This window comes from Pseudomonas sp. 25 R 14 (genome assembly GCF_900004755.1).
Taxonomy (GTDB): Bacteria; Pseudomonadota; Gammaproteobacteria; order Pseudomonadales; family Pseudomonadaceae; genus Aquipseudomonas; species Aquipseudomonas brenneri.
This window is the reverse complement of the sequence record NZ_CVTS01000068.1, coordinates 37,752-62,854: the sequence shown is the minus strand read 5'-3', so window position 1 is coordinate 62,854 and position 25,103 is coordinate 37,752. Positions and strand designations below refer to the sequence as shown.

24 protein-coding genes and 1 pseudogene are annotated in these 25,103 nt (G+C 59.1%); 11 read left to right on the top strand and 14 right to left on the bottom strand.

The window, feature by feature from the left end; all coding sequences use genetic code 11:
• Positions 1–357: 357 nt before the first annotated feature.
• The 5 genes from BFQ03_RS26635 to BFQ03_RS26615 all read right to left on the bottom strand — a co-directional run bounded on the left by BFQ03_RS26635 (position 358) and on the right by BFQ03_RS26615 (position 6,833).
• Positions 358–1,629 carry an NAD(P)/FAD-dependent oxidoreductase gene (locus BFQ03_RS26635; RefSeq protein ID WP_065944368.1) on the bottom strand — a complete coding sequence of 424 codons (1,272 nt, stop codon included), beginning with the start codon at positions 1,627–1,629 and terminating at the stop codon, positions 358–360.
• 2 nt (positions 1,630–1,631) lie between these two features.
• Complete coding sequence (locus BFQ03_RS26630) at positions 1,632–3,203, bottom strand: aldehyde dehydrogenase (NADP(+)) (protein WP_065944367.1); 1,572 nt, start codon at positions 3,201–3,203, stop codon at positions 1,632–1,634.
• Between the two features lie 68 nt (positions 3,204–3,271).
• Positions 3,272–4,219, bottom strand: coding sequence for a dihydrodipicolinate synthase family protein (locus BFQ03_RS26625; protein WP_032857296.1), 948 nt, complete (start codon positions 4,217–4,219; stop codon positions 3,272–3,274).
• A 26-nt stretch (positions 4,220–4,245) separates the two neighbouring features.
• Positions 4,246–5,190, bottom strand: coding sequence for a 4-hydroxyproline epimerase (locus tag BFQ03_RS26620; protein ID WP_065944366.1), 945 nt, complete (start codon positions 5,188–5,190; stop codon positions 4,246–4,248).
• 11 nt (positions 5,191–5,201) lie between these two features.
• Positions 5,202–6,833: an APC family permease gene (locus BFQ03_RS26615; protein WP_065944365.1), complete on the bottom strand. Its 1,632-nt coding sequence runs from the start codon at positions 6,831–6,833 to the stop codon at positions 5,202–5,204.
• Between the two features lie 188 nt (positions 6,834–7,021).
• On the opposite strand from BFQ03_RS26615, the gene BFQ03_RS26610 reads away from it, so the two are divergent.
• On the top strand, positions 7,022–7,789 hold the full coding sequence (locus tag BFQ03_RS26610) for an AraC family transcriptional regulator (RefSeq protein ID WP_175403921.1): 768 nt from the start codon (positions 7,022–7,024) through the stop codon (positions 7,787–7,789).
• Positions 7,790–7,799: 10 nt separating this feature from the next.
• Here BFQ03_RS26610 and BFQ03_RS26605 read toward each other — a convergent pair whose 3' ends face one another.
• The 4 genes and pseudogenes from BFQ03_RS26605 to BFQ03_RS26590 all read right to left on the bottom strand — a co-directional run bounded on the left by BFQ03_RS26605 (position 7,800) and on the right by BFQ03_RS26590 (position 11,419).
• On the bottom strand, positions 7,800–9,320 hold the full coding sequence (locus tag BFQ03_RS26605) for a M91 family zinc metallopeptidase (RefSeq protein ID WP_083204918.1): 1,521 nt from the start codon (positions 9,318–9,320) through the stop codon (positions 7,800–7,802).
• Between the two features lie 307 nt (positions 9,321–9,627).
• Positions 9,628–9,786, bottom strand: a pseudogene (locus BFQ03_RS31130) (acid phosphatase); the annotation flags it as partial.
• 191 nt (positions 9,787–9,977) lie between these two features.
• Positions 9,978–10,508, bottom strand: a complete 531-nt coding sequence (locus BFQ03_RS26595) for a hypothetical protein (protein WP_032857288.1) — start codon at positions 10,506–10,508, stop codon at positions 9,978–9,980.
• Entirely contained in the window at positions 10,505–11,419 is a 915-nt protein-coding gene (locus BFQ03_RS26590) for an Ssp4 family T6SS effector (protein WP_065944363.1), read from the bottom strand. Before BFQ03_RS26590 ends, BFQ03_RS26595 begins: the two co-directional genes overlap by 4 nt.
• Before the next feature lie 187 nt (positions 11,420–11,606).
• Here BFQ03_RS26590 and BFQ03_RS26585 point away from each other — a divergent pair, with 187 nt between their 5' ends.
• Positions 11,607–12,095, top strand: a complete 489-nt coding sequence (locus BFQ03_RS26585) for an Hcp family type VI secretion system effector (protein WP_065944362.1) — start codon at positions 11,607–11,609, stop codon at positions 12,093–12,095.
• Positions 12,096–12,156: 61 nt separating this feature from the next.
• Here the strand turns inward: BFQ03_RS26585 and BFQ03_RS26580 are convergent, their stop codons facing one another.
• The 4 genes from BFQ03_RS26580 to BFQ03_RS30370 form a co-directional block, all read right to left on the bottom strand.
• Complete coding sequence (locus BFQ03_RS26580; protein ID WP_065944361.1) at positions 12,157–12,993, bottom strand: 5'-nucleotidase, lipoprotein e(P4) family; 837 nt, start codon at positions 12,991–12,993, stop codon at positions 12,157–12,159.
• A 351-nt stretch (positions 12,994–13,344) separates the two neighbouring features.
• Positions 13,345–13,854, bottom strand: coding sequence for a hypothetical protein (locus tag BFQ03_RS31125; protein ID WP_032857281.1), 510 nt, complete (start codon positions 13,852–13,854; stop codon positions 13,345–13,347).
• Between the two features lie 66 nt (positions 13,855–13,920).
• Positions 13,921–14,559: a helix-turn-helix domain-containing protein gene (locus BFQ03_RS26570; RefSeq protein WP_032857280.1), complete on the bottom strand. Its 639-nt coding sequence runs from the start codon at positions 14,557–14,559 to the stop codon at positions 13,921–13,923.
• A 5-nt stretch (positions 14,560–14,564) separates the two neighbouring features.
• The gene (locus BFQ03_RS30370) at positions 14,565–14,726 is read right to left on the bottom strand and encodes a hypothetical protein (RefSeq protein WP_167360822.1); all 162 of its coding nucleotides are present in this window, start codon (positions 14,724–14,726) and stop codon (positions 14,565–14,567) included.
• Positions 14,727–14,896: 170 nt separating this feature from the next.
• Here BFQ03_RS30370 and BFQ03_RS26565 point away from each other — a divergent pair, with 170 nt between their 5' ends.
• From BFQ03_RS26565 to BFQ03_RS26540, 6 genes are all read left to right on the top strand, one after another.
• Positions 14,897–17,029 carry a TonB-dependent receptor family protein gene (locus BFQ03_RS26565; protein WP_065944360.1) on the top strand — a complete coding sequence of 711 codons (2,133 nt, stop codon included), beginning with the start codon at positions 14,897–14,899 and terminating at the stop codon, positions 17,027–17,029.
• A gap of 109 nt (positions 17,030–17,138) precedes the next feature.
• Positions 17,139–17,681: a sigma-70 family RNA polymerase sigma factor gene (locus BFQ03_RS26560; RefSeq protein WP_065944359.1), complete on the top strand. Its 543-nt coding sequence runs from the start codon at positions 17,139–17,141 to the stop codon at positions 17,679–17,681.
• The gene (locus BFQ03_RS26555) at positions 17,678–18,625 is read left to right on the top strand and encodes a FecR family protein (protein WP_032857273.1); all 948 of its coding nucleotides are present in this window, start codon (positions 17,678–17,680) and stop codon (positions 18,623–18,625) included. Before BFQ03_RS26560 ends, BFQ03_RS26555 begins: the two co-directional genes overlap by 4 nt.
• Positions 18,626–18,727: 102 nt before the next feature.
• Positions 18,728–21,205, top strand: coding sequence for a TonB-dependent siderophore receptor (locus BFQ03_RS26550; protein WP_032857270.1), 2,478 nt, complete (start codon positions 18,728–18,730; stop codon positions 21,203–21,205).
• 183 nt (positions 21,206–21,388) lie between these two features.
• Positions 21,389–21,718, top strand: coding sequence for a hypothetical protein (locus tag BFQ03_RS26545; RefSeq protein WP_032857268.1), 330 nt, complete (start codon positions 21,389–21,391; stop codon positions 21,716–21,718).
• 565 nt (positions 21,719–22,283) lie between these two features.
• Positions 22,284–22,532 carry a DUF1652 domain-containing protein gene (locus BFQ03_RS26540; protein WP_032857266.1) on the top strand — a complete coding sequence of 83 codons (249 nt, stop codon included), beginning with the start codon at positions 22,284–22,286 and terminating at the stop codon, positions 22,530–22,532.
• A gap of 3 nt (positions 22,533–22,535) precedes the next feature.
• Here the strand turns inward: BFQ03_RS26540 and BFQ03_RS26535 are convergent, their stop codons facing one another.
• Positions 22,536–22,898, bottom strand: coding sequence for an NUDIX hydrolase (locus tag BFQ03_RS26535; protein WP_032857264.1), 363 nt, complete (start codon positions 22,896–22,898; stop codon positions 22,536–22,538).
• Between the two features lie 140 nt (positions 22,899–23,038).
• Between BFQ03_RS26535 and BFQ03_RS26530 the strand changes: the two genes are divergently transcribed.
• The 3 genes from BFQ03_RS26530 to BFQ03_RS26520 all read left to right on the top strand — a co-directional run bounded on the left by BFQ03_RS26530 (position 23,039) and on the right by BFQ03_RS26520 (position 25,100).
• The gene (locus BFQ03_RS26530) at positions 23,039–24,007 is read left to right on the top strand and encodes a Gfo/Idh/MocA family protein (RefSeq protein ID WP_065944358.1); all 969 of its coding nucleotides are present in this window, start codon (positions 23,039–23,041) and stop codon (positions 24,005–24,007) included.
• 107 nt (positions 24,008–24,114) lie between these two features.
• Positions 24,115–24,753 carry a ribonuclease T2 family protein gene (locus tag BFQ03_RS26525; protein ID WP_032857261.1) on the top strand — a complete coding sequence of 213 codons (639 nt, stop codon included), beginning with the start codon at positions 24,115–24,117 and terminating at the stop codon, positions 24,751–24,753.
• Between the two features lie 107 nt (positions 24,754–24,860).
• Positions 24,861–25,100, top strand: a complete 240-nt coding sequence (locus BFQ03_RS26520; RefSeq protein WP_032857259.1) for a DUF465 domain-containing protein — start codon at positions 24,861–24,863, stop codon at positions 25,098–25,100.
• Positions 25,101–25,103: the final 3 nt, after the last annotated feature.

Genomic DNA, 25,103 nt, shown 5'->3' with positions numbered 1-25,103 from the left:
ATTGAAACACGGATCAAAGGGCGTGCGGTTGACTCCTGTAGGAGCGGGCTTGCCCGCGATGGCGGTGTTTCAGTCACAAGCTTTGGCGGCTGATCCAACGCCATCGCAGGCAAGCCAGCTCCCACACTTGATTCATGTCGCGGCCAAAATTCCGGACCTGCCACCAACCCCCTGTAGGAGCGGGCTTGCCCGCGATGGCGGTGTTTCAGTCACAAGCTTTGGCGGCTGAACCAACGCCATCGCAGGCAAGCCAGCCCCCACATTTGATTCATGTCGCGGCCAAAATCCCGGACCTGCCACCAATCCCCTGTGGGAGCGGGCTTGCCCGCGATGGCGTGCGCAAGAACGCCTCGACCCTCAAAACCGATCCAATCGATACGCCTCAAGTGCCGGCAACCCCTGCGGCTGTGGCACGTAGATCGGCGAAGCCAACTGCGCGATAAGCTCGGCCGTCACCGCTGCTTGCGTCAGGCCCAGGTGTTGATGGCCGAACGCGAGCAACACTTTGCCGTCGCATACCCGGTCGATGATCGGCAGCGAGTCCGGCAATGAAGGCCGAAAGCCCATCCACGGCGTCGCGTCTTCAGCACTCAGGTCATGCCGCAGCAGGCCGTGGCTCAGGCGATGCAATTGCCAGGCGCGCTCCATATTCGCTGGCCGCTCCAGGCCGGCAAACTCAACGGTGCCGGCGAGCCGCAGCCCGTCGGTCATCGGCGTCATGATGAACTTGCGCTCCAGCGAGGTGACGGCAAACGGCAGGCGCTCCTGCTCATGGGGCAGCATCAGGTGATAGCCGCGCTCGGTGTCCAGCGGCACCTTTTTACCCGTCAGTGCCTGGGTGAGTCTGGCCGAGTGCGCGCCGCAGGCGATCAGTACCTGGCGTGCGTGCATTTGGCCTTGGTCGGTAATCAAGGCAACACCCTGGGCCTGTAACTGGCCGCCCCGGACCTGTTGTTGGAGAAAGCGCACGCCACAGGCCTTGGCGGCTTCGACCAACTCGCCCACCACGCGATACGGATCCAGGAAGTGCCCGGTACGAGGAAAGAACAACCCCCCTTGAATCCGCTCACTCAATTGCGGCGCGGCCCGCTGTACGGCGTCGGCCGACCAGAACTCAACCGGCACCTGTTGGCGGGTCATGCGCGCTTTCAATCCTTCAATCGCTGGCCGTGATTCGGAACGCTCAAACACCAGCAGCGAGCCGTCTTCGCGCATCAACCCAGGCCGGTCAATGCTTGCCAGCAGGCGGTGCCAGGCGCCCAGGCTGCTTTCGTTAAGGGCACGGATGCCGGCCACCGTGCGCTGGTAGGCCGTCGGCCGCAGGTTCAACAACAGGCGGGCAAACCAGGGCAGGGCGTGGGGCAGGTATTTCCAGTCCAGGCGCAGCGGCCCCATGGGGTCCATCAACATGGCGGGCAAACGCATCAGGATCGACAGGTCGGCGATGGGGAACACTTGCTCGGTCGCCAGGTGCCCGGCGTTGCCGAACGAGGCGCCCATGCCGGGTGCCTGCTGGTCGATAACCACTACGCGCCGGCCCTGGCGTGCCAGTTGCAGGGCGCAGGCAACGCCGATAATGCCGGCGCCGACCACGGCGATATCGATCTCGGGTTGACGATTGTCAGGCATATTCAGGCTTCTCTCAGGCCGTCGAGCAAGCGGCGCAACGCCAACGGATTACTGTGCTTGAGGGCGTCGGGCAGCAGGCTGTCCGGGAAGTCCTGGTAGCACACCGGGCGCAGGAAACGCAGGATCGCGGCAGTGCCCACCGAGGTCGAGCGCGAGTCCGAGGTGGCCGGGAACGGCCCGCCATGCACCATCGCATCGCACACCTCGACCCCGGTCGGCCAGCTGTTCACCAACAGGCGCCCGGCCTTGCGCTCCAGGGTCGGTAACAACGCCCGTGCGTGCTCGATATCGCTGTCATCCAGGTGCAGGGTGGCGGTCAACTGGCCTTCGAGATGTTCGGTGACCTGGCGGACTTCGTCGTCATTGGCACATTGCACCACCAGTGATGCTGCGCCGAAGATTTCGGCCTGCAAGCGCGGGTTGGCGAGGAAGTCTTGTGCGCGGGTGGTAAACAGCTGCGCCTGGCACTGGTTCGGACCTTGTGCTGCCAGGCCGCTGGCCAGGCGTTGGGCATGTTCGGCCAAGGTGCCGACGCCCGTTTCATAGGCATTGAAGATGCCGGGGGTGAGCATGGTCTGTGCCGGGCGCTCTTTTAGATGCTCGCTGGCGAGGCTGATAAAACGCTCCAGCGCTGCTCCCTGAACCGCAATCACCAGCCCTGGGTTGGTGCAGAACTGCCCGGCACCCAGGGTCAGCGACGTGACAAAGCCTTGCGCCAGTGCCTCACCACGCGTCTTGAGGGCGCCGGCAAACAGGTACACCGGATTGACTGCACTCATTTCCGCATACACCGGGATTGGCTCAGGCCGCGCCTGGGCCGCCTGGCACAAGGCGATTCCGCCACTTTGCGAACCGGTGAAACCCACGGCCTTGATGCGCGGGTCGGTGACCAGCGCAATCCCCACTTCGCGGCCGGAACCGTACAGCAGGGAGAACACGCCTTCGGGCAAGTCACAGTGCTTGACCGCACGGGCCACGGCGCGGCCCACCAACTCACTGGTGCCCGGATGGGCGCCATGGGCCTTGACGATCACCGGGCAACCGGCAGCCAGTGCAGAGGCGGTGTCGCCCCCGGCCACCGAAAATGCCAGCGGGAAGTTGCTGGCGCCAAACACCGCCACCGGCCCCAGCGGCACCTGGCGCTGGCGCAAGTCAGCGCGGGGCAAGGGTTGACGGTCTGGCTGTGCGGGGTCGACCCGCACATCCAGCCATTCGCCGGCGCGCACGGTACGGGCGAAGGTGCGCAGTTGCTGGCAGGTGCGGCCACGCTCGCCCTGGATCCGCGCATGCGCCAAGCCGGTTTCGGCCACGGCACGTTCGATCAGTTCATCGCCGAGGGCTTCGATTTCGCTGGCGATGGTGTCGAGCAATTCAGCACGCGCCGCCAGGGACGTTTCGCGGTAGCTGTCGAAGGCTGACCATGCCAGCGCGCAGGCCTGGGCCACGTGCTCGGTGGTGCCTCCGTGGTAGGCCGGCTCCAGCGCAGCATTGGTGGCCGGGTTGATCGCACGGACGGCCTCGCGGGTGCCGGGTGTAGCATGCTGACCGATCAGCATATTGCCTGTCAAAGTCATGGTAAATCCTTGCTAAAAGAGTCCAGCCGCTGCGCAACACGATGGTTTCACAGCGGCGTGCGCGGCAGTCAGTCGACGTTCTGTTCCGCCGACCAGTTGGCGTACCACTGGCGGAACAGCGCGTACTGGTTCTCGGCATAGCGGCGCTGGGCATCGCTGAGCACATCGCTTTGGTTGAAGTGCAGGCGGTATTGCAGGTCGCCATTGAGCACCATCAGGTGCTTGTAATAGAGCACCAGGTCGCAGCCTTCATCGAAGGACGACAGCACTGCCAGCGCCGCTTCCAGTTCGCGGGCCTGGCGCCGGGCCTTGGCGTCGCCCTTGGCGGCTTTCTTGCTCAGGGCCACCAGTTGCAGGACTTCCCGTGGCAGGGCGTTGCCGATACCGGTGATGGCACCGGTGGCGTTGCAGTTGACGAAACCGTGCACCACCTGGGTATCGACGCCCACCATCAAGGTCACGTCATCGTCCTTGGAGGTGATGTGTTCGGCCGCATAGCGCAGGTCGGCAGCGCCGCCGAACTCCTTGAAACCGATCAGGTTCGGGTACTCGCGGCGCAGTTCGAAGAACAGGTCGGCGCGGGTCGCAAAGCCGTAGTAAGGGCTGTTGTAGATCACTGACGGCAGGTTCGGAGCGGCGCTAAGGATCGCCGCGAAGTGCGCCTTTTGTGCCGTCGCCGAGGCGCCACGGGACAGCACGCGGGGGATGACCATCAAGCCATGGGCGCCGACCTTGGCCGCGTGGGCGGCATGGGATATTGCCTCACGGCTGTTGACCGCGCCGGTGCCGACGATGGTCGGGATGCCGGCGGCCACCAGGCGCGCCACGCCTTCCTGGCGCTGGGCTTCGGTGAGCAGCGGCCAGTCGCCCATGGAACCGCAATACACCACGGCGCTCATGCCGATATCGATCAGCTCGCGGCCCTTGGCGACCAAGGCGTCGAAGTCCGGCTGACGCTCGGCAGTGCATGGGGTCATCAGGGCCGGGATGCAGCCGGTGAAGATGTTATCGCTCATTGTTTTATCTCCGTGGAAGGGTTTGGTTAAACGCTGCCGGGTGCGCAAATGCCCCAGGCAAAGGGATCCTGTGCGTCGATCAGCAACGTGCTGTCGGCGGTCATGTAGGCGCGGCCAGTGATGAACGGGCGGATACGCTGGCCTTCCCACTCAAAACGGCCTTCGAACTGGCTGGCGGTGATGCTGGCTTGTACCCAGGGTTCACCGGCCTGAAGTTTTCCATCGGCGGCCAGGCACGCCAGCTTGGCGCTGGTGCCGGTGCCGCAGGGTGAGCGGTCGTAGGCTTTGCCGGGGCACATGACGAAGTTGCGGCTGTCGGCCAGTTCGTCATCGGCAAACAGTTCGATATGGTCGATCAACGCGCCGTCTTCGCCCTGGATACCTTGGGCTTCGAGGGCCTTGAGCATCGCCCAGGTGAAGTCGGTGAGGGCGTCGACATTGCCCATGTGCAGTGCCTGGCCGTGCTCCGACACCAGGAAAAACCAGTTGCCACCCCAGGCGATATCGCCGTAGATACGGCCATGCCCTGGCACATCCACCGGCACTTGCTGGCGATAGCGATAGGCGGGCACGTTGCGCAGGGTCACGGCGCCATCCTCATGCAGGGTGGCGCTGACCGGGCCCACCGGCGTGTCGATGCTGTGCACTCCCGGTGCGATGTGCCCCAGGTAGTGCAGCGAGGCGACCAGGCCGATGGTGCCGTGGCCACACATGCCGAGGTAGCCGGCATTGTTGAAGAAAATCACCCCGCAGGTGGCTCCCGCCGAGACGGGCTCGCAGTACAGCGCGCCGACCAGGACATCGTTGCCACGGGGCTCCAGCAGGCACGCGCGGCGCCATTGATCATGTTCGCTGCGCAGGCAGTCGAGCTGGTCGGCGATGGTCTGGCCGGCAAGCTGTGGGAAGCCATTCATGATCAGGCGCGTGGGTTCGCCGCCGGTATGGGAGTCAATCACGTGCAGTCGTTTCATCAAGCTCTTCCTTAGTGATTGGCCAGTTGTGCGTTGGCCGGATGCAGGCCGGTGGCGGGCAGCACGGCTTCGCTTTCGTCGTCTTCGTGTTCCAGTTCAACCAGGTGCGCAGGCACGCCGGTGGCTGCGCCCCAGTAGTAGATGCCCAGTGCGCAGGCGGCGACGACCACGGTGTCGAACGGGTGGGTAAGCACGCCCAGGCCACCAAAGCTGCCGAGCTTGGACAGCGCGATGGTCACCGCGTAGAAGCCGATCAGCCACGCGCTGGAGCGCACTTGCTGGGCGATGTTCAGGTGCTGGGTCGGCACCAGGCGACGGCACAGCAGGTACACCACAAACATCACGATTTGCAGGCCCAGCAGCCAGGACACGGTGTTCCAGCCCGACCAGTAGACGATCAGCGCGGCGATGATGAACGACAGCGGGCCCAGCACATTCATCCGCTTGACCCGAAACGGGCGCGGCATGTCCGGGGCATTGCGCCGTAGTGCGGCGACGCATACCGGGGCCACCGCGTAGCTCAATACCAGGGCGGCGGATACCACGTTGATCAGCGCTTCCCAGGATGGGAATGGCAGGGTCCAGAATACCGACAGGCCAAAGGTCAGCCACAGCGCCGGACGCGGGATGCCGGACTTTTTGTCGATACGGGTGAAGATCTTGAAGAAGGTGCCAGTCTGCGCCCAGCCATAGATCACCCGTGGCGTGGCGTTCATATAGATATTGCCGCAGCCGCTGGGGGAGATCACCGCGTCGGCCACCACCAGGTAGGCCAGCCAGCCCACGCCCAATGCCAGGGCGATATCACGATAGGGCAGCGCCAGTTCCTTGCTGATCCCGGCCCAGCCGTTGGCGAGCATTTCGGTGGGCACGCCGCCGAGGAAGGCCACTTGCAACAACACATAAATGGCCGTGGACAGCAGCACCGAAAGGATCAGGGCAATGGGAATGGTGCGTTGTGGATTCTTCACTTCGCTGGCCACCGAAATGATCGGCGTCAGCCCCAGGTACGCAAAAATCACCCCACCGGCAGACACCGCCATTTCGATCCCTGACAGGCCGAACGGCGCGAACCCTTGGGAGTGAAAATTGGCCGGCTTGAAGAAGGTGAACAGTACGCCGATCACCAGCAACGGCACGACAAACTTGAATAGACTTACCAGGTTATTGGCGATGGCAAAGGTCTTCACGCTGCGGTAGTTGAGCACGAAAAACAGGCACAGCAGGCCAAACTGCAGCAGCCAGCCCAGGGTGGTGGGATCGCTGGATCCCGCCTTGGTCAGTTCGGGAAACCAGGCGGCGGCGTATTGCCGTGCAGCAACCACTTCAATCGCCACCAGGCTAGAGAACGCGATCAGCGTGATAAAGCCCATCAGGTAGCCCAACAGCGGGCCGTGGGAATACACCGGGTAGCGCACCACGCCACCGGCACGGGGCAGGGCCGCGCCCAATTCGCAGTAGACAATGCCCAGCAACAGCACCGCAAAGCCGCCCAGCAACCAGGAAAAAATCCCCGCTGGGCCTGCGATGGACGACACGTGACTGGCGGCAAACAACCAACCGGAACCGAAGATGGCTCCCAGTCCGATAAAGGTGAGGTCGATCAGAGACAGCTGTTTCTTGAACTTGCCTTGGGCTGACATAGCGGCGCCTTCTTGTGGGTTATTGGATAGGCATGCAGTGGCGCTACAGTGAACCCATCGACCCGCTGGCGATTGATGTTTTGCGTGGCGATCAATGACGAATTCAGCACAATTGCCAGACTCGACAGGGCCATGGTCATCGGGCAATCTGCTGGCCTTGCGAGGCGATCAATGAGGCGGTGAGCGGCATGATGCAGAACGCGTTTGCAACCCTTTGCCAAGGCGGCGAGCAGCGGCCACACAGCCTCGAACAGCTGCTGGCGGGCGTGGCCATGCTGTTGCCGATGCTTGACGTGATCCCCAATGCGACGATGTTTATCAAGGACGTGCAGGCGCGCTACGTCATGGCCAACCGCACGCTGGTGCAGCGTTGCGGCTTGAAAGACCGCCGGCCGCTACTGGGCAAAACCAGCGCCGAGGTGTTTCCCGCGCAGTTGGGGCCGGGTTATACCGAACAGGATCGGCGCGTGCTGGAACAGGGCCTGGTGCTGGAGGACCAACTGGAGTTGCACCTGTACGGCAGCCGCGAACCCGGTTGGTGCCTGACCCATAAATGGCCGTTGTACAACCACGAAGGCGCGATCATCGGCCTGGCGGGCATTTCGGTCGACCTGCAATCGGCCAGCGAAACCCACCCGGCCTATCAGCGCTTGGCTGCTGTGGACGAATACATCCGCGCCCATTTCAACCGACGTGTGACCCTGGGTGAGCTGACGCGCATCGCCGGTACGTCCGTGGCGCAGTTGGAGCGTTACTGCAAGCGCGTGTTCCACCTGACGCCCCGGCAGATGATCCAGAAAGTGCGCCTGGAGCATGCCCACCGCCTGCTGCATACCGAGTTGCCGATCACCGAGGTGGCCTTGCAGTGCGGCTACACCGACCACAGTGCATTTACCCGGCAGTTCAAGGCGTTGACTGGTTTTACGCCGCGTCAGTATCGCCAGGCGACAAGTTAACCTTTGACCTTCAAACAACATTCTCAATGTGGTACGCCTTGCGCAGGGGCTCACCCATTTCTTCGTGAAGGCCGTTTTCCGTGAATGGCTTTGGGTTGGTAAATGTAGGCGGTGTGGACGGGTCTCTGTCGAAGTCGAATGACTCGTTCGTCCATAAACCGACGGCTTGACGCTCTATATTATCTTCTAAACCTTTAGGTCCATCATTGATCTTGGTTTTTCCTTTAAATTCACTTTTGTTTACAGCGTTATAAGCGTGGGCCATTTCATGATATAAAATACTGATTGGAAATGTCTGGGGCTTGGTCCCCAAGTATGAAGGGTTGACGTTTATGTCCCGGAAAAAGAAGTGCCCGTCATCATCGTCTGCTTGCTTGATCTCGATGGGTTGATCTTCTTCAAATTGCCCGGTCTCCACGTTGTATATTTCAGCCCTCGGTGTATCACCGTCAGACGCAGTATTGCGCCGATAGGCTTCATCAAGCTCCATCAGCATTTTTTGCCCTGTGGGTGATAGGCGTAGTAGCTCAAAGTCATCTGCAATCCGCTGTTTGAATTCAGGGGTTCCTGAAACTTTCAAGCCCGCGTGCCCTGCGTCAGAGTATTTGGCCTCTACCAGTTTAGAGCCGGAAGTGCGTTGGACAGTATCATCTGTCTTGGCAAAAATCGTATCGGTATCACTGAGTGAGATAACCCGGTTTTTTTCTTTCCCAGTATAGATATGGCTACCGCCACAACTCATTATAAAGTTATTGCCCAGGCCGCCGTGCATAATAGTACGCCCACCCTTTGCGTACATTTCGTCATTGCCACGCCCACCATCCATATAGGTTCTTTGTGTGTTGCCAAAGTAGCCTGCAAACATTCTGTCCTTGCCATCATTTCCGTACAGTGCACCCATTCCGCGGCCTGCAATCAGTACATCATCTCCCTTGCCGCCCTCGGCATAACCAAAGCCGCTGCCAAGTCGCACCGTATCGTTGCCGGCACCCGCCAGCACCCGCGTATAACCACTTCCGGCCTGAACATAGTCAGCACCATCCCCGGTCTCGATGAGCATCCGTTCACTGACATCAGGATCGACCCAGACGTGGTCGTCGCCTCCGAGGGTTTTAATATGGATCTCCGGGATTTTCTGATCACGCTGCTGACTGTCTATATGGTAGGTCTTGCCGTTGATAATAATATCAATACTTTTATTGCTTGCTTTTTTTACGTGAACAGTGTCTGCATGACTTGTGGTTTCTATCACCAGGCGATCTTTTTCTACCTTGGTTTTAGGCGCTTCATATACCCACTTCAGTTCGCGAGAAACTGTTATATTCCGATCGCTTAGAATTGGGTAGTTTTTTGATAGCTCCTTTTTTTCAGGGAATACTCCCAGTGTTGGATTTTTTATTTCAGATATCGTCAGGGTGTTTGAAAAGTCACGCTCTTGCTTTTTTACCCCGACAGAAGATCCATTGCTGGATGATGGTTGATGTTGTGTGGCGTTAAAGGGGGTGGCAGGTGGTCTGTGTGATATTTTCATAGTACAGCCTCTGAACTGTTTTGCTTTTGTCGACACTGACGTAATAATGATTAGGCTGTTGCAGTTTTTAGCTGGGCCCGGAAAGTCCGCAATCCTAATCCATGCTTGTGTTCGTCATTGACTTGATAGCATCTGTGGTGTCGACGGCAACATAGTTCCACGGAACTTGAGGGGGTCATATCGCGTAAAGACTTTTCAACGCACTCCGGTATGCAGCTTCCTCTACCTGGTGATGTCAGTACTTATGGTGGCTGACCCAGATTTGATCGTCATTGCTGCAACTGCAGGGCCTCACGCTTGAAAAAGCGGCCAGGGCCACGTCGAACTGGCGGGTGGCGTCGGCGAACACCTGGCGATAGATCAGATCATGCTTGATGGAGGTCTGGGTCCAGAGCACGGCATCCAGTTGGTCGTTGGTGGGTGGGTACTGCTGACAACCGACCAATAGCGAAGAAAACAGGCAGATACTGGCGAAAGTAGGATTACGCGTGAAAGACTCGGCCTTAAAAGTGAATGGGACTCAGGGTCAGTACATTAGCCTAATCGCCCAGGTTTGTACGTGACCCGCGTGTCAGTGCATTTACCCGGCAGTTCAAGGCGTTGACCGGCTTTACGCCGCGTCAGTATCGCCAGGCGACGGCTGTGTAACCCCTGGCTCTACCACCACTTCCATTTGCCTTGTTTTTTGAGGGTGACGACTCTCTCTTCACGCTTATTGCGGATTTCAACCATCTTTTTGCGCATTTCCTTGCACCGGTTGCTGTTGAGAATCAGCAGGCCTGCTAGCGGCCCAACGAGCGCCATGAGGTAAAGGTAAAGGCTTGGGCGATAGATGATTGCCGGAAGAGATATCAGCAGGCACGTGAAGTAAATTCCGGTACTTATCCAAACCCAATGAGTTCGACCGGACAGAACTTTGAATTTAGCGATCGTAAATATCAGGCCCGACCCCAGGCTACCGAAAAAAAATATCTGGGAGAGCAGAACCGTTGGGAGTGTAGAGAGGTAGGTCACCGTTACTAAGACGGTGGTTATAGCAATCGAGAAGCACCCGACAAGGAGGTCGCCCCCTATAACCGGCATATAACGTTTGAGGAGTGGCCATGGATCTTCAATAAAAAAATTGGAGTCGTAGAGCGTTTTCCGGCCTTTAGACTTTTTCAGGTCTAGTCTCCTTTGCCGGCTCATGGCATTACTTCTTCATAGATGCCAATAGCTAATGTGTTGATGTTCCCAGACATTGCGCTGCTGCCCAAGCCAAGGGTTGCGGCCATGGCGTCTCGAATATGGCTTGCGGTGGGCGCCTGGATTTCTGTGGCACTGATGCGTTTTGGTAGACTTCCTGTGGCCTGTTTTAACTTGAGTAGTTTCGGCGTCAACCGTGGATCCTGAATTTTGAGCAACTCATTATTCAGTTTTATTCGTTCCTGTCGGGTAAGCCCTCTGAGCGCTTGGCGCAGGGATTTTCCGGTTGCTTTTGTGGTCATGTTGACCACCTTCATTGTGGTCAAAGCTGATGCCGCAATGCCCAGCACGGCAATGCCATCCAGTATATTCATCACGGCCTGGTACCAGGCTTCGCTATCTAGAACATCATTAAGTGTTGGTGCATAAGCTTCAATTCCTGTTCTAAGGGCTCCAGCAATACACTGAGTGGTGCTTGCTACTGCCGCCGCCTGCCCAAGAAAAGAAATCACCGCACTGGTTCCGGCAGTGAACGGCATCAGAATAAAGCCACTCGTAATCACTGCCCAACTGAGCAGCGCACCGGCGCATGTCATTGCTGTATTCAGTGCGAGCGCGGTCAGTTCCGATTGCCGAGGCTCATGCTCCAGCATCCGCTTGAACTCTGATGGCCCGACATGTCGGGGCGCCTCACGTAACACCAGCTTTTTTGGCAGTACACTGCAAATAGGCTGGAACTCACGCAAGGTGACTACGTTGAATTGAGCATCTATATAGATAACTCCCGCACCGATCAGCTGCGGGTCTGCATCAATAGCGAAGAACAGTCGGCGCAGGTCAACGCTGCCTTCAATCTGTTGACGTGTGATGCGATGGGCTGAAGGAAACCCATCTCTGAGCGGGGACGAAGTCATTCCTTAACTCCTGGCTTTCATGAGGCCCGTGAGATTAAAGATGCGTCGTCGTGGATGAATGTCAGAAAAGTTCCTTTATGCTGAAAGGTGCTTCCCATATCGATTTTGGTGTCTTGCAGGCGCCATCCTGAATAGGAAAAGGTGCGCTCCTTGCCGCTACCGGCGAACACCAGGACAGGGAGTAACTATGGCAACTGACATGTTTTTGAGGTTGGGAGATATCAAGGGTGAATCACGGGACCAGATGCATCGTGATGAAATCGAGATTACCCACTGGGCCTGGGGCCTGTCCCAATCGGGCTCCATGCATAGCGGTACGGGGGGCGGATCAGGCAAAGTCAACGTCGCTAACTTGAACCTCAAGAAGGCCCTGGATAGATCCACGCCTAACCTGATGATGGCCTGTGCCAGCGGCACACATTATCCAGAAGCGAGACTCGTGGTGCGTAAGGCTGGCGGCCCCAATTCGTTGGAGTATCTGGTCATTGTGTTGAAGGAAGTCATGGTTACTTCCTATGACGTGCGTACTGACGATAACAGCGATATTTTGTATGAGAGTCTCGCGCTGAATTTTGCCAAGGTGGAAGTGAGTTACCAGCCTCAAAAAGCAGAAGGCGCAAAGGACGGAGGGCCGGTGAAGTTTGGCTGGAACATTCGCGAAAATATTAAAAACTAGAGTTACGGAGCAGCTTTGCTCTGCGGCAAGAGCCGGCAAGCCGACTCCTATATAAAGCGGGTTATTGCTGCAACTGCAGGGCCTCACGCTTGAAAAAGCGCTTCTGCGCAAACGGTATCTCTTCGCGGTCGCCATAGGGCGCGCTGTACCAGTTGCCGTAGGTAGGATTGGGCAGCAGGAACCAGCGCTGGCCGAACCAGCCCGCATAGGGTTCGACCGCCCGACGCTGGGCGGCCAGGGTGTTGTGTTCGGCCTGGACGAAATCCCCCAGGGAATCACCGGCCATCAACAGCACTCGCGCCTGGCTGGCGACCCATTGGCGTCGGCAGTTCTTTCCGTAGCCCGCTTGTTCGCAATGGCCGGTCGGGGTGGCGGCTGCCAGCACCTGCTCATTGTTTTCTATCGGGAAACCGCGCAAACGCAGGTTGTCGACGGTGGCCTGGACCTGGCTGTGCTCACGGTTGGTCAGGTAATACACCTTGATCCCGCGTTGCTTGGCCGCCTGCAAAAACGCCACGGCGCCGGGCAGGGCCTGGGCCTTGGCCTGGTCGACCCAGGTGTTCCAGCGGTCATAGGAGTAGACTTGGTTGTTGACGATGTCCCGGGCATTGAGCGGCACGTTGTCCAGGAGGGTTTCATCGATATCGACGATCACCGCCGGCGGCAGGCCGGCCAGGTTGCGTGGGGCAAAGGGCAGGGCGTCCCAGTCCTTGGTGGCCAGGGCCACGTCGAGCTGGCGGGTGGCGTCGGCGAACACCTGGCGATAGATCAGCTCATGCTCGATGGAGGTCTGGGTCCACAGCACTGCATCCAGTTGGTCGTTGGCGGGTGGGTGCTGTTGGCAGCCCATCAGTACCGAAGAAAGCAGGCATACGCCGGCAACATTCATCAGACGCATAAAAATAGTCGGCCTTAAAAAAATGGCGATAGTGGAACGACGATCGAGCTCCGCACAGTACCGCAGTATTGCGCGCCAGCCTGCATCAGGCGCTTATTTTCACAAGGGTTAGATCGTTTATTTCCTTATCGAAGGTACATAGCACTCCAGTGAATATCCATCGCTGCTATTTTCAGGTCGCTGCATCGGGAGTGGATGCAATAACAAGCATTTGTCTGCTCCCACGCTTTTACAGTCTGTCTTAAATGATAATCGGACGGTCTGACGTCTATTTCTGCTGCTCGGCCAGCGTCTTGCACCGCCGTGTGTCATCTCTAGAATCGGCCCCAGAATTTAGTCCTTTCCTGTCGATTACGGAGTTTCGAACATGATGAATGCCATGCAGATGCCAATGAACAACGCGATGCCGATGATGCCGATGATGGGCATGCCGATGATGATGGCCACCATGCAGTGTGAAATGACCGGTGATGCCATGATGTGCACGATGAAACCGGCAGCCGGCATGGACATGGCGATGTTCAAGAACAACGCCGAAATGATGGTGATGATGATGAACTGCGGCATGCCGATGATGATGCAGTGTGCCAATCTGTCGATGATGTGCATGTCGCAAGACACCATGGCCATGATGAACAACATGCCGGCGATGAACATGCCGATGGGGATGTCGATGCCGATGATGAAGTGCGTCATGGAATGCACCCTGCAAGCCGATGGCATGACCTGCAAGATGATGCCGATGCCCGGCATGAGCATGGCGATGATGGACAACTGCTGCATGCTGATGAAGAAAATGATGAATGACTGCGCCATGCCGATGATGATGAGTTGCAACGGCATGCCGATGATGTGCTGCACCTGCTGACAGGCTGTTCGCGGGCATGAAAAAGCCCCGCCTGATTGCTCAGGCGGGGCTTTTTGCGTTCAGTCCAGGCGTTCGGGGTGGATGATGACCAGGAACGCCAGCGCATCGCTGTCTGCCGGGTTGCGGTAGCGGTGGGGCTGGTCGGCATAGAACAGAATCGAGTCGCCGGTGGACAGCAAGTATCGCTCCTCGTTGACGCTGACTTCCAGCACGCCCTGAGCGACCACCAGGTTTGCCTGGATTCCTGGCCTGCGGCCTTCGCACACCTCTTCACCGCGCGCGCTCAGGCGTATCTCATAGAACTCCGACTGGCGTGACATGTCGTCGGGAAACAATGCACGGCTGACGAACGTACCATCGGCACTCACCAGGCGTTTGCTGTGGTGGGCGGGGAGCAATTCAACCCCTTCGAACGAGCGGTTTTCCAGGAACGCCGCCACCGATACTTTCAGGCCCTTGGCGATTTTGCACAGCACCTTGATCGACGGCACACTGCGTCCGGACTCGATTTGCGCGAGCATCGCCCGGCTTACTCCACAGGCGCGGGCCAGCGCATCCAGGGACAAGTAACGTTTGCTGCGCAGGCGCTGCAGGTTATGCGCGACGCACTGGCTGATGGCATCGTCGTCGCGGGTGGCGCAATCCTTGGGTTGAGCGGTGGGAGGCAGCCGTTCGGGAAGGGCCTGGAGAAAACTCATCGGCCTTATGCCCGGCGTGTATCGCTGGATGCGTTACTGGTCTGCAAGGTGAATCCCGACAGCCCGGCACGCGCCGCGTACATTGCCCACATCAGCTCGGCCGCTGCACGTGCCTGGCGGCGCTTGCGGTGGAGGGTGAAATCAATGACGTTGGCGGATATCGACATGGGGCAGTCTCGGGTGACGGTGGTGACTCGGTTGCTCCACATTACTGCGTGCAGCTTATTTCCTTAAATACTGAGTTAGCATTTATTAATTCTATTTTGGACTTAAAAACAGACGTGACCTACCGTACCCCTGGTTCTTCCAACGCTTGAACTTTTCCAGGATTCGGCCCATGCGCCTGCGACAACCTTTGCTGCTTCTTCCTTTCGGCGTCGCCCTGACATTCAGTCACCTGGCCCAGGCCCAGGAGGCACTGCAGCTGGCGCCGCTGCAAGTCACCAGCAGCGAGCTGAGCGAAGGTGAGGCGGCCCAGGCGCAACTGCGGCAGGTGCCCGGTGGGACCAATTACATTGACATGGCCAGCGTCGAGCAGGGGCGAGTCAGCAGCAACGAAGATGTACTCAAGTACCAGGTCGGCATCTACGCCAAGGCGGCGAACAACGAAGGGGTGAAAATCTCCATTCGCGGCTCGGGCATCAACCGTGGTCCCGGCAGCCACGCCTCCGGCCTGTATGAAACCATCGACGGCCTGCCACTTACCGGCCCCGGCGGCACACCTTACGAACTCAAGGACCCGTTGTGGCTCAGTCGGGTCGAAGTGCTGCGCGGCGCCAACGGCTTTGACCGGGGCGCACTGGCCCTGGGTGGTGCGGTCAACTATGTGACCCACACCGGCTACGATGCCCCCAAGTTGCGCGTGCGCTACGAAGCTGGCAGCCATGGTTACGCCCAGCGGGAAATCAGCTCCGGGCAAGTGCTGGGCGATGCTGACTACTACATCAGCCTGACCGACTCTGACTACGATGGCTTCCAGCAACAAAGCGCCGGCAGTGGCAAGGGTGTGGCGGCCAACTTCGGCTACCGATTCAACCCGGACCTGGAAACCCGCTTCTATTTCCGTTACCGCGAAACCGCCAACGACAGCCCCGGCAAACTCACGCGCGAGCAGATCGAGCACAGCCCGCGTAGGGCCAATGCCGTCAACCTGGCGCGCGACTCCAAGCGCTTGCAGCCGGGGTCTACCTGGATCGCCAACAAGACCACATTGCAGTTGGACGATAACTCTCGGGTAGAGGCTGGGCTGGTCTACCACGATTACCCCATGGACCTGCGCGAAGGCACCAACCGGTTGAAGGTGGCATACAGCGATATCAGCGGCACCTTGAATTACATCCGTCAGGACACGCTGCTGGGGCGCGACAGCAAGACCATCGTCGGCCTGCGCACCACCCAGGGTTTGCCCAATAACGGTGTGTCCGAGTACGTGCGTGTACCCGCCGGCACCACTGCTAACTTCACTCCCGGCACCAAGACCCGTGACTACAGTTACCTGGGCTCGGATACGGTGTTGCACGTGAGCAACGACCTGGAACTGTTGCCCGACCTGTGGCTGACTACCGGCCTGGCGGCGATCTACACCCGCCGCGAAACCGAAGTCACTTATCCCGACACCCGTGCCCCCTTGAGTACCCACGACTGGGACTACGCCCCGCGCGTGGGCCTGCGCTATGACTTCAACCCGCAGTTGCAGGTGTATGGCAACTTGAGCCGTTCGGTCGAGCCGCCGCATGCCTGGTCGATGATCTGGGGTTCGAACAAATTCTTTGCGAAAGACTCTGGCAGGCCGGAGGCGGGCCTGACCCGCGAAGGCGTGGAACTGCAAAACCAGACCGCCACCACCCTGGAACTGGGCGGGCGCGGCGAAGCCTGGTTCGGCCAGTGGGACCTGGCGTTGTATCACTCGCTGGTGCGCCATGAACTGCTCAGCGTCGAGACCCAGGCGGCCACGCTCAACAGTTCGCAGGTGGTTGCCGAGTCCAATGCCAGCCCGACCATCCACCAGGGCCTGGAACTGAGCCTCACCAGCCCGCTGTGGGACGGTGGTAATGCCGGCCGCCTGGCCCTGCGCCAGGCCTACACCTTCAGCAACTTCCACTACCGCGACGACCCACGCTTTGGCGACAACACGCTGCCTGGCATCCCCAAGCACTATTACCAGGCGCAGTTGCGCTACAGCCATCCCAGCGGTTTTTTCAGCAGCCTCAATGGTGAGTATTCCTCGCGGGTGGCGGTGGACTATGCCAACTCCTACTACGCGTCAGCCTATGGCTTATTGGGCGCCACCGTTGGTTACGACGCACCGAAACAGGACTGGCAAGCCTGGGTCGACCTGCGCAACCTGACCAACCAGCGCTACGCCAATACCGTGACCCCGGGTTATGACGATCAAGGCCGTGATATGGCGCGCTCGACGCCGGGCGATGGCATGGGCGTGTATGCCGGGGTTTCCTGGAGCCTGCGTTAAGGCTCCTAAACTTATAGCCAGGCGCCATCGTCGGGCCCTTGCCCTGCTATCGTTTTGCTGTCATCGTTTGCGCGATTGGTAATCTTTCTTGTTTGAGAATTTTTTGCGCATGCATGATTTTCCTGTGGCCGAATGTGATATCGCCCGCCGCCAGCAGACACTCACCGCGCTCTACAGCGACCACCACTCCTGGTTGCACGGTTGGCTGCGCAAGAAACTCGGCTGCTCACAGCATGCGGCGGACTTGGCCCAGGATGCATTCGTACGGGTGTTGTTGCTGGCCGAGCCCCACAACATTCAAGAGCCCCGGGCATTTCTCGCGACCACAGCCGGACGCCTGCTGATTGACGGCGCGCGACGGCGCAAGATCGAGAAAGCCTACATGCAAGCCCTGGCCATCCAATACGAAGACGCCGGCATGCCTGACCCGGCGACCATTCATGTGGCGCTGCAGGCCTTGGAGCGCATTGCGCTGATGCTCGCCGGTCTGTCGGACAAGGCTCGCGAGGCGTTCCTGCTCAGCCGCCTGGACGGGCTGACCTACAGTGAAATCGCCGCCCAGCTTCAGGTGTCGTCCAGCACGGTGAAAAACTACATTTCCAGCGCGCTGGTGCATTGCTACCACACGCTGCACGGCGCCGACCCGCTGTGACATCCACCGAGCAGATTGTCAGTGAGGCGGCGCGCTGGTTGGCGCTGCTCAATGACGAGGACGTCAGCGTTATCGACCGCGAGGCCTTTGAGGCGTGGTGCGAGACCGACCCACGCCATCGGGTGGCTTTCGAGCGCATGCGATCGCTGTGGGGCAGCCTTGATGAACTGCCTGCCGAGCCGGCACGCCTGGCGTTGAATCAGGCCTTTGTTCCACGTAAATCCGGGTACGCCGTGCGAGGTGGGCAAGCCCTGGCGTTGCTGGGTGTGTTGGTTATCGGTTGGCTGGGTGTTGAGCAACTGCCGGTGTGGACAGCCGACCAACGTACCAGCGTCGGTGAGCGGCGTCAGGTTGTCCTGGCCGATGGTAGCCAGGTGCAGCTCAACAGCAACTCGGCGCTGGACGTGAAATTCGATGGCCGCCAGCGTGTGATCGAATTGCTCAAGGGCGAGATGTGGGTCGAAGTGGCCAAGGACGCGCAACGGCCATTTATGGTGCGCACTGACCAGGGCACGGCAACGGCACTGGGTACGCGTTTCCTGGTTCAGCGTGCAGTGGACGGCTCGACCGTGGTCACGGTGATCGAGTCAACAGTGGCCGCCAAAGGCAACGACAGCGAAGCGGTGAAAGTGACCGCAGGCCAGCGTGCGATCCTCAAGCAGGGCCGTGCGCAGCCGGCACAACCGGTCGGCAACAGCGACCCGGCTGCCTGGACCCGAGGCTTGCTCACGGTGGATGATCGGCCGCTGAGCGAAGTCCTGCAGACCCTGGCCAGCTATCGCCATGGCGTGGTGCATTTTGATCCCCAGGCGTTGCAAGGCATGCGTGTGTCGGGTGTGTTCAAGCTCGATGACAGCGACGCGGCGCTGGCGACCCTGGCGGATAACCTGCCGATCAAGGTGGAGTATTTCACTGACCTGATGGTGGTGGTCAAACCCATCTGAGCGGGCTGAAAACACCCATTCAAATAAAAAGGCTGCTCATTCATACCCGATTTCCCGACATGGCCGTCATGGAATATAGAACTCCATTTTCCAGGACCTCTCATGTCACGCTTTGCTCGTCCGTTGCACCCGCTGGCGCTGTCAGTGGCGCTGGCTTTTGCCGCTGTGCCCCTGACCATTCACACGGCATGGGCTGATGAAGGCAGCCATTTCTCGATCCCTGCCGGTGACCTGAGCCAGGCCCTCAACGGCTTTGCCGAACAGGCCGGGCTGGCCCTGGCCTTTGATCCGGCCTTGACCCGCAGCAAGCGCAGCAGTGGCTTGAGCGGGCAGTTGAGCAGCGACGCAGCACTGGCCCAATTGCTGGCGGGTAGCGGTCTACGTGCCCAGGCATTGTCTGCCAAGCGCTACCGCATCGAGCCCATCCCCCAGGCGGACGGTTCTGTGGAGTTACAGGCCACGACCATCAGCGGTGCCTATCAAAGCGAAAGCCCGATCGGCCCGGTATCCGGCTATGTCGCCACGCGCAGCCTGTCCGGCACCAAGACCGACACCGCGTTGATCGAGACCCCGCAATCGATCTCGGTGGTCACCAAGGACCAGATGCGTGCGCAGAATGCCGAGAGCCTCAACCAGATCCTGCGCTACAGCGCCGCGGTCGTCCCGGAAACCCGTGGCGCCACTGCCTCGCGCCTGGACCAGTTGACCATCCGTGGCTTCTCGCCGGTGACGTACCTGGATGGTTTGCGCGTGGCGTCAAGCCGCGATGCCTCGCCGCAAAAGGATGCCTTTGACCTGGAGCGCGTGGAGGTCCTGCGCGGCCCGGCATCGGTGTTGTACGGCCAGGGCAGCCCCAGCGGTGTGATCAACATGGTCACCAAGCGCCCGCTGGATACGCCGTTCCATGAAGTGGGCGTCGAGTACGGCACCTTCAACAAGAAGCGCACCACCTTCGACCTCAGCGGCCCGCTGGACGAGCAAGGGGTTTATTCGTATCGCGTCGCCGGGTTGTTCGATGATGCCGACGGCCAGGTCGAACACACCGAGACCCGTCGTCAGTCCCTGTCGTCGGCCTTTACCTGGCGTCCGAATGAGGCCACCTCGCTGACCTTGCTCGGGCATTTCCAGAAGGACCCCAAGGGTGCGTCCTACGGTTCGGTCCCGGCCTGGGGGTCGGTGCTGCACAGCCCGCTCGGGCGCAAGATTGATGTGGATTTCTATGACGGCGAGAAAAACTTCGAGAAGAGTGATCGCGAGCATTACTCCATCGGCTATGCCTTCGAGCATCATTTCAACGATGTCTGGACCGTGCGCCAGAACGCCCGCTATATGCGCAGCGAAGGGATCTATCGCAGTATCTACAGCAATAATCTGCAGGCCGATTACCGCACCATGAGCCGCTCGACCATCGCCACCGATGTCGATATGGACGCCTACAACCTGGATAACCAGTTGCAAGGCAAGTTCGACACCGGCCCGGTGCAGCACACGCTGTTGATGGGGCTTGATTACCAGAACACCAGCGTCGATACCAAGGCCGGTTATGGCAAGGGATCGGACCTGGATATCTTCGACCCGGTATACGGTGTGCCAGTGCAGACGCCGGCATTCACCACTGACGCCACGTCTCGCAGCGAGCAGACCGGGGTGTATCTGCAAGAGCAAATGAAATGGGACAAGTGGGTACTGTTGATGGGCGGCCGTTATGACTGGGCCAGTACCGACAACACCACGCTGACCCTCAAGACTGGCGCCAAGTCCAAATCCTCCCTGGACAGCAAAGCCTTTACTGGCCGCCTGGGTGTGGTCTACCTCTTCGATAACGGCCTGGCGCCCTACGCCAGCTATTCCGAATCCTTCTCCCCGCAAACCGGTACCGGCTACGGCGGTTCGGTGTTCAAGCCGACCGAAGGCAAGCAGTACGAAATCGGCATCAAGTACCAGCCGCCAGGCAGCAACAGCTTTATCACCGCCGCTATCTTCGACCTGCGCCAGAACAACGTACCGACCATGGATCCGGACCCCACTCATCTGTGTGGCAGTGGTCGTTGCCAGGTACAGGACGGTGAAGTGCGCTCCCGTGGCTTCGAACTGGAAGGCAAGGCCAGCCTTAACGACAATCTGGATATCACGGCGGCCTATGCCTACCTCGATAACCGCATCAGCAAATCCAACAGCACCGTGCGCTACGCGCCGATCACCGACATTGGCGTAGGCCCGGCCGTACCGACCCAGGGCACCACCACCTATGCTGTACCGCGCCACACGGCCTCGGTATGGGCCGACTACACCTTGCACGACGGCAACCTCAAAGGGTTTGGCGTAGGTGCGGGCGCACGTTACGTCGGCTCGTCCTGGGGCGATACTGCCAATACCTTGAAGGTCCCGGGCTACACCTTGTTTGATGCGGCGGTGCACTACGACATCCCGCACATCAATACCCTGGGCGACAACCTGCGCCTGGCGCTGAACGCCACCAACCTGGCGGATAAAGAGTACGTCGCGTCCTGCTATTCGTACTCGTGGTGCTGGTATGGCTCGCAGCGTACGGTGCAGGCCAGTGCGACGTATCAGTGGTAAGTTGAAAAAACGCCCTGCGTAGCAATGCCGTCTCAAAAGGTCAGTTCATTATCGAGCTGACCTTTTTTATTGCAGCGGGCAAGGGTTTTGCTCAAATGTATCGAGAAGGCATTTTGCTGGCCCCCACGTCGCCAATGTTTCGCCAAAATCACTTTTATTTTCAGGTGGTTAGGTGGGATGCCAATGCGCAACGTAAAAATCACGCTGATTGCCTTGGCCCTGGCGAGCGGGACGACGGTGGCCCAGGGCAAGGCGCTGCGCGAAGGGGATCGGTACATGTGCAGTTGGGGGGCGGGGACGGCGGCCAGGGCCCAGGAACTGAAGTTGGCCGGCGTTTCATTGTATGCGGCGCGGCAGAAGATCCAGCGGTACAAGTTCGACAAGTCCTGGATGCGCATGATGGCCATGGGCATCACCGAGCAGACCTATGACAGCCCTTCGCGACTCAAGCCTACGGCCGTTCGCGCAAGCTTTTATGAAGAGTGCGTGCGTTACAAGTTGGCGCGCAAATAGATACTTGTAGGAGCGGGCATGCCCGCGAAAAACGTCAACGATAACGCGGGGTGTCTGGTCCCCCGCGTTGCTCTCAGGTGCTTCGCCGGCAAGCCGGCGCCTACACAAACGTCAACTGCGTTCATGGATGTTCATTAACCTGATAGTTATTAAGGTTTTAACCTGGCAAGTTTGCAAGTTGCACCAAAAAGTAGCACTGAGGAAGTCATGCTCCATAAAAAATGTGTGGTTATTGAATGACTTAGCGCTGTTTTAATCCGACGAAAGGCTATTAATCAACTTGTTACAAGTTGTCTCGCTGGTTATTATGCCCGGGCGTTCACCTCCCACGGTTTATGCATTTTTAAATCCCAAGTGTCCATCAGCTACTTGGGATTTTTTTTGCCCGGGATTTGACCTTCATACCTGAATGCTCGTGGTTTTTCTGGCGCCAATGCACCAGCGCCGTCGGGGAAAAGTGTGGGGTAGCTAACACTTTCGTAGGATTACTCACACGCGCTGCACAACCTGACCTACCCTGTATGAATCACGTCTATCGCGTCATGTGCGAGCAAGGGTGTCCAGGATGATTCCGATCGTTGAGTTGAGCCGCATCATGGCGTCCGGTTTTGTCCCGCTGTCGTGCGACTGTAGCGTCAACCCCCAGGGTTTTTTGACGATCCGTGTCTTCGAGCCCGAGTCCGGTCGTGTGGACCTGCTGTTGACCGGCGTGTCGCCCCAGGGCCTGGACAGCATCCGTGCCATCTCCAACCTGATCGGCGAACTGCGCACCGAGCTTGCGGCCGGGCGCCGTGGGTTTGCGGCATTCGGCTAGGTATCAGAGCCTGCGCAGAAACGAGCGGACAATCTGTTTGGTGGTATCGGTTGCGTCCAGTTGCTCCAAGGCACTGTAGGCATGCCACTGGCAATCGATGATTTCATTGCAGGGCCTGGCCTGGTCGATGTTCACCACCGAGGCTTCAAACACGTGATGCAGTGTGTCACTGGCCTTTAATTCTTGCAGATACAGCAAACCATCCACGTTCAGCCCGGTTTCCTCTTGCAGTTCACGCTCGGCCGCGCCGACCGGGCGCTCATCGCGCTCGACCTTGCCACCGGGTAATGCCCATTTCGACCTGGCCTTGCGCACGAACAGAATGTGCCCCTCGTGCTCGCAAATCACCGTTGCGCGTATTTTCATCGTCTGTGCCCCGCAGCTAGATGCTTGTCATAAAAGTGTAATGCAATTGTCATGCTGGGTCTTTATGGGGGGAGGCTGGAGGCCGCACAGGAAAACACCGATACTGCCCGACTGAAAGAATACTGATGAAGGAAAGTCAGATGAGCACCATCCGCTGGGGCATGATCGGTTGTGGCAGTGTTACTGAAATCAAGAGTGGACCCGCCTTCTACAAAGCGCCAGGCTCGGCCCTGGTGGCCGTGATGGGGCGGCGCGAGGAAGTGGTGCGCGATTATGCGGTACGCCACGGGATTGCCCGGACCTACACGGATGCCCAGGCACTGGTCAATGACCCCGAAGTGGATGCGGTGTACATCGCTACGCCACCTGACAGCCATCTGGAATACAGCCTGCTGGCGGCTGCGGCGGGCAAGCATTGCTGCGTCGAGAAACCGATGTCGCTGAATGCTGAACAGAGCGCATTGATGCAGCGCACCTTCGAACGCGCCGGGCTGCATCTGTTTGTGTCCTATTACCGCCGCTCCCTGCCGCGCTTCCAGCAGGTGCGCGCCTGGCTGCAAGAGGGGCGCATCGGCGAGTTGCGGCACCTCAGTTGGACGTTGTGCAAGCCGCCGTCGCCGACCGATACCCAAACCAGCAACTGGCGTACCGACCCGACGATTGCCGGGGGTGGCTATTTTGCCGACCTGGCCAGCCATGGCTTCGACCTGTTCCAGTACCTGGCGGGAGATATCGTCGAGGTCACGGGTTACACCGCACATCAGGCCGGGCGCTATGCGGCGGAAGATGCCGTTACCGCCTGCTGGAGCTTCAGTTCGGGCGCGCTGGGGATGGGCTGCTGGAACTTTGTCGCCGACCGTCGCGAGGATCGGGTCCAGTTGATTGGCAGCCAGGGGCGTATCACTTTTTCAGTGTTCGACGAGCAGCCGTTGCAACTGGAAGCCGAGGTCAGCGAGACCCTGCACATTGCCCATCACCCCCATATCCAGTGGCACCACGTGTTGGGCATGAACGCGCATATCCGCGGCGAGAGCGTGCACCCGGCCCTGGCGATCGAGGCCCTGAAGACCGACCGGATCATGGATCGGGTGTTGCAGCGCAAGCCTTGATGCCTGGAGCTGTTGCGCTTTCTGCTGCGCGGCGGCGCGTTGCCTGACTACCAGTTGGGGCGGAGGTTCAGAACACTGGCCGTTCACTTTAAAGAAGGATTAGCTCGATGAAATGGAAAACCGCCTGGATCGCCCTGTGCCTGGTGTTGGCTACGCAGGCAGGCGCCGCCTCGCGTAACCAGGGGCAAGCCGGCGACTTTGATTTTTATGTGTTGGCATTGTCCTGGTCGCCGACTTTTTGCCTGACCCATCCGCAGGACCAGCAGTGCATCGGCAAGGGTTACGGCTTTGTGCTGCATGGCCTGTGGCCACAATATGCACGGGGCGGGTGGCCAGCCTCTTGCCTGCCGCAGTCACGGTTGTCGGCCGAAGAAATGGCCAAGGGCATGTCATTGTTCGTCACCGAAAAACTGCTCAAGCATGAATGGGCCAAACACGGCACATGCAGTGGTCTGGAGGCGTCCGACTATTTGGACAAGACCGATGCTGCATTGGGCGTGGTGCAGATTCCGCAGGCGTTCCAGCCCTTCAATGTGCCCGGCCCACTCGCCGCCAGGGACATTGAAGCCTTGTTTCGCGAGAGTAACCCCAGCATGGGGCGCCACGGCATGGCCGTGATCTGCAAGGGCAAGGTGTTGTCGGAGGTGCGGGTCTGCTTGAATAAGGAACTGCGCTTGGCCGGTTGCCCGCAGAGCATCAAGACGCAATGCCGTGGTGGTGAGCTCCGGATTCCTGCGCAGCGCTAGTTGTCTTCTATGTCGGCCCGGGGAATTGACCCTGGGCATGACAAGAGACCCATGGATGGGCTAGTTTCAAGGTGTACCAGTCATTGATTAACTTGCGGAGGTACTTCATGCCAGTGAAACATGATCTTTATCAGGATTTGGGGTTGAGCAAGGAGGATGTCCAGCAGCGTCGGGCAAGCCACCATCGGTTGGATGTATTGCTTACCCAATATGACGTCGCCGACAAGGAGGTATTGGAAGCTGAATCCGCAAGTGCCAATGACGATGATGTGGAGAACCTGAAGAAGAAACGCCTGTTGATCAAAGATAAAATCGTCGAACAACTGGAGCAGACCAAGGGGCATTAGCCA

Coding starts and splice junctions, on each gene's coding strand:
- BFQ03_RS26635 (WP_065944368.1), bottom strand. CDS start 1,629: ATGCCTGACAATCGTCAACCCGAGATCGATATCGCCGTGGTCGGCGCC.
- BFQ03_RS26630 (WP_065944367.1), bottom strand. CDS start 3,203: ATGACTTTGACAGGCAATATGCTGATCGGTCAGCATGCTACACCCGGC.
- BFQ03_RS26625 (WP_032857296.1), bottom strand. CDS start 4,219: ATGAGCGATAACATCTTCACCGGCTGCATCCCGGCCCTGATGACCCCA.
- BFQ03_RS26620 (WP_065944366.1), bottom strand. CDS start 5,190: ATGAAACGACTGCACGTGATTGACTCCCATACCGGCGGCGAACCCACG.
- BFQ03_RS26615 (WP_065944365.1), bottom strand. CDS start 6,833: ATGTCAGCCCAAGGCAAGTTCAAGAAACAGCTGTCTCTGATCGACCTC.
- BFQ03_RS26610 (WP_175403921.1), top strand. CDS start 7,022: ATGATGCAGAACGCGTTTGCAACCCTTTGCCAAGGCGGCGAGCAGCGG.
- BFQ03_RS26605 (WP_083204918.1), bottom strand. CDS start 9,320: ATGAAAATATCACACAGACCACCTGCCACCCCCTTTAACGCCACACAA.
- BFQ03_RS26595 (WP_032857288.1), bottom strand. CDS start 10,508: ATGAGCCGGCAAAGGAGACTAGACCTGAAAAAGTCTAAAGGCCGGAAA.
- BFQ03_RS26590 (WP_065944363.1), bottom strand. CDS start 11,419: ATGACTTCGTCCCCGCTCAGAGATGGGTTTCCTTCAGCCCATCGCATC.
- BFQ03_RS26585 (WP_065944362.1), top strand. CDS start 11,607: ATGGCAACTGACATGTTTTTGAGGTTGGGAGATATCAAGGGTGAATCA.
- BFQ03_RS26580 (WP_065944361.1), bottom strand. CDS start 12,993: ATGCGTCTGATGAATGTTGCCGGCGTATGCCTGCTTTCTTCGGTACTG.
- BFQ03_RS26570 (WP_032857280.1), bottom strand. CDS start 14,559: ATGAGTTTTCTCCAGGCCCTTCCCGAACGGCTGCCTCCCACCGCTCAA.
- BFQ03_RS30370 (WP_167360822.1), bottom strand. CDS start 14,726: ATGTCGATATCCGCCAACGTCATTGATTTCACCCTCCACCGCAAGCGC.
- BFQ03_RS26565 (WP_065944360.1), top strand. CDS start 14,897: ATGCGCCTGCGACAACCTTTGCTGCTTCTTCCTTTCGGCGTCGCCCTG.
- BFQ03_RS26560 (WP_065944359.1), top strand. CDS start 17,139: ATGCATGATTTTCCTGTGGCCGAATGTGATATCGCCCGCCGCCAGCAG.
- BFQ03_RS26550 (WP_032857270.1), top strand. CDS start 18,728: ATGTCACGCTTTGCTCGTCCGTTGCACCCGCTGGCGCTGTCAGTGGCG.
- BFQ03_RS26545 (WP_032857268.1), top strand. CDS start 21,389: ATGCGCAACGTAAAAATCACGCTGATTGCCTTGGCCCTGGCGAGCGGG.
- BFQ03_RS26540 (WP_032857266.1), top strand. CDS start 22,284: ATGATTCCGATCGTTGAGTTGAGCCGCATCATGGCGTCCGGTTTTGTC.
- BFQ03_RS26535 (WP_032857264.1), bottom strand. CDS start 22,898: ATGAAAATACGCGCAACGGTGATTTGCGAGCACGAGGGGCACATTCTG.
- BFQ03_RS26530 (WP_065944358.1), top strand. CDS start 23,039: ATGAGCACCATCCGCTGGGGCATGATCGGTTGTGGCAGTGTTACTGAA.
- BFQ03_RS26525 (WP_032857261.1), top strand. CDS start 24,115: ATGAAATGGAAAACCGCCTGGATCGCCCTGTGCCTGGTGTTGGCTACG.
- BFQ03_RS26520 (WP_032857259.1), top strand. CDS start 24,861: ATGCCAGTGAAACATGATCTTTATCAGGATTTGGGGTTGAGCAAGGAG.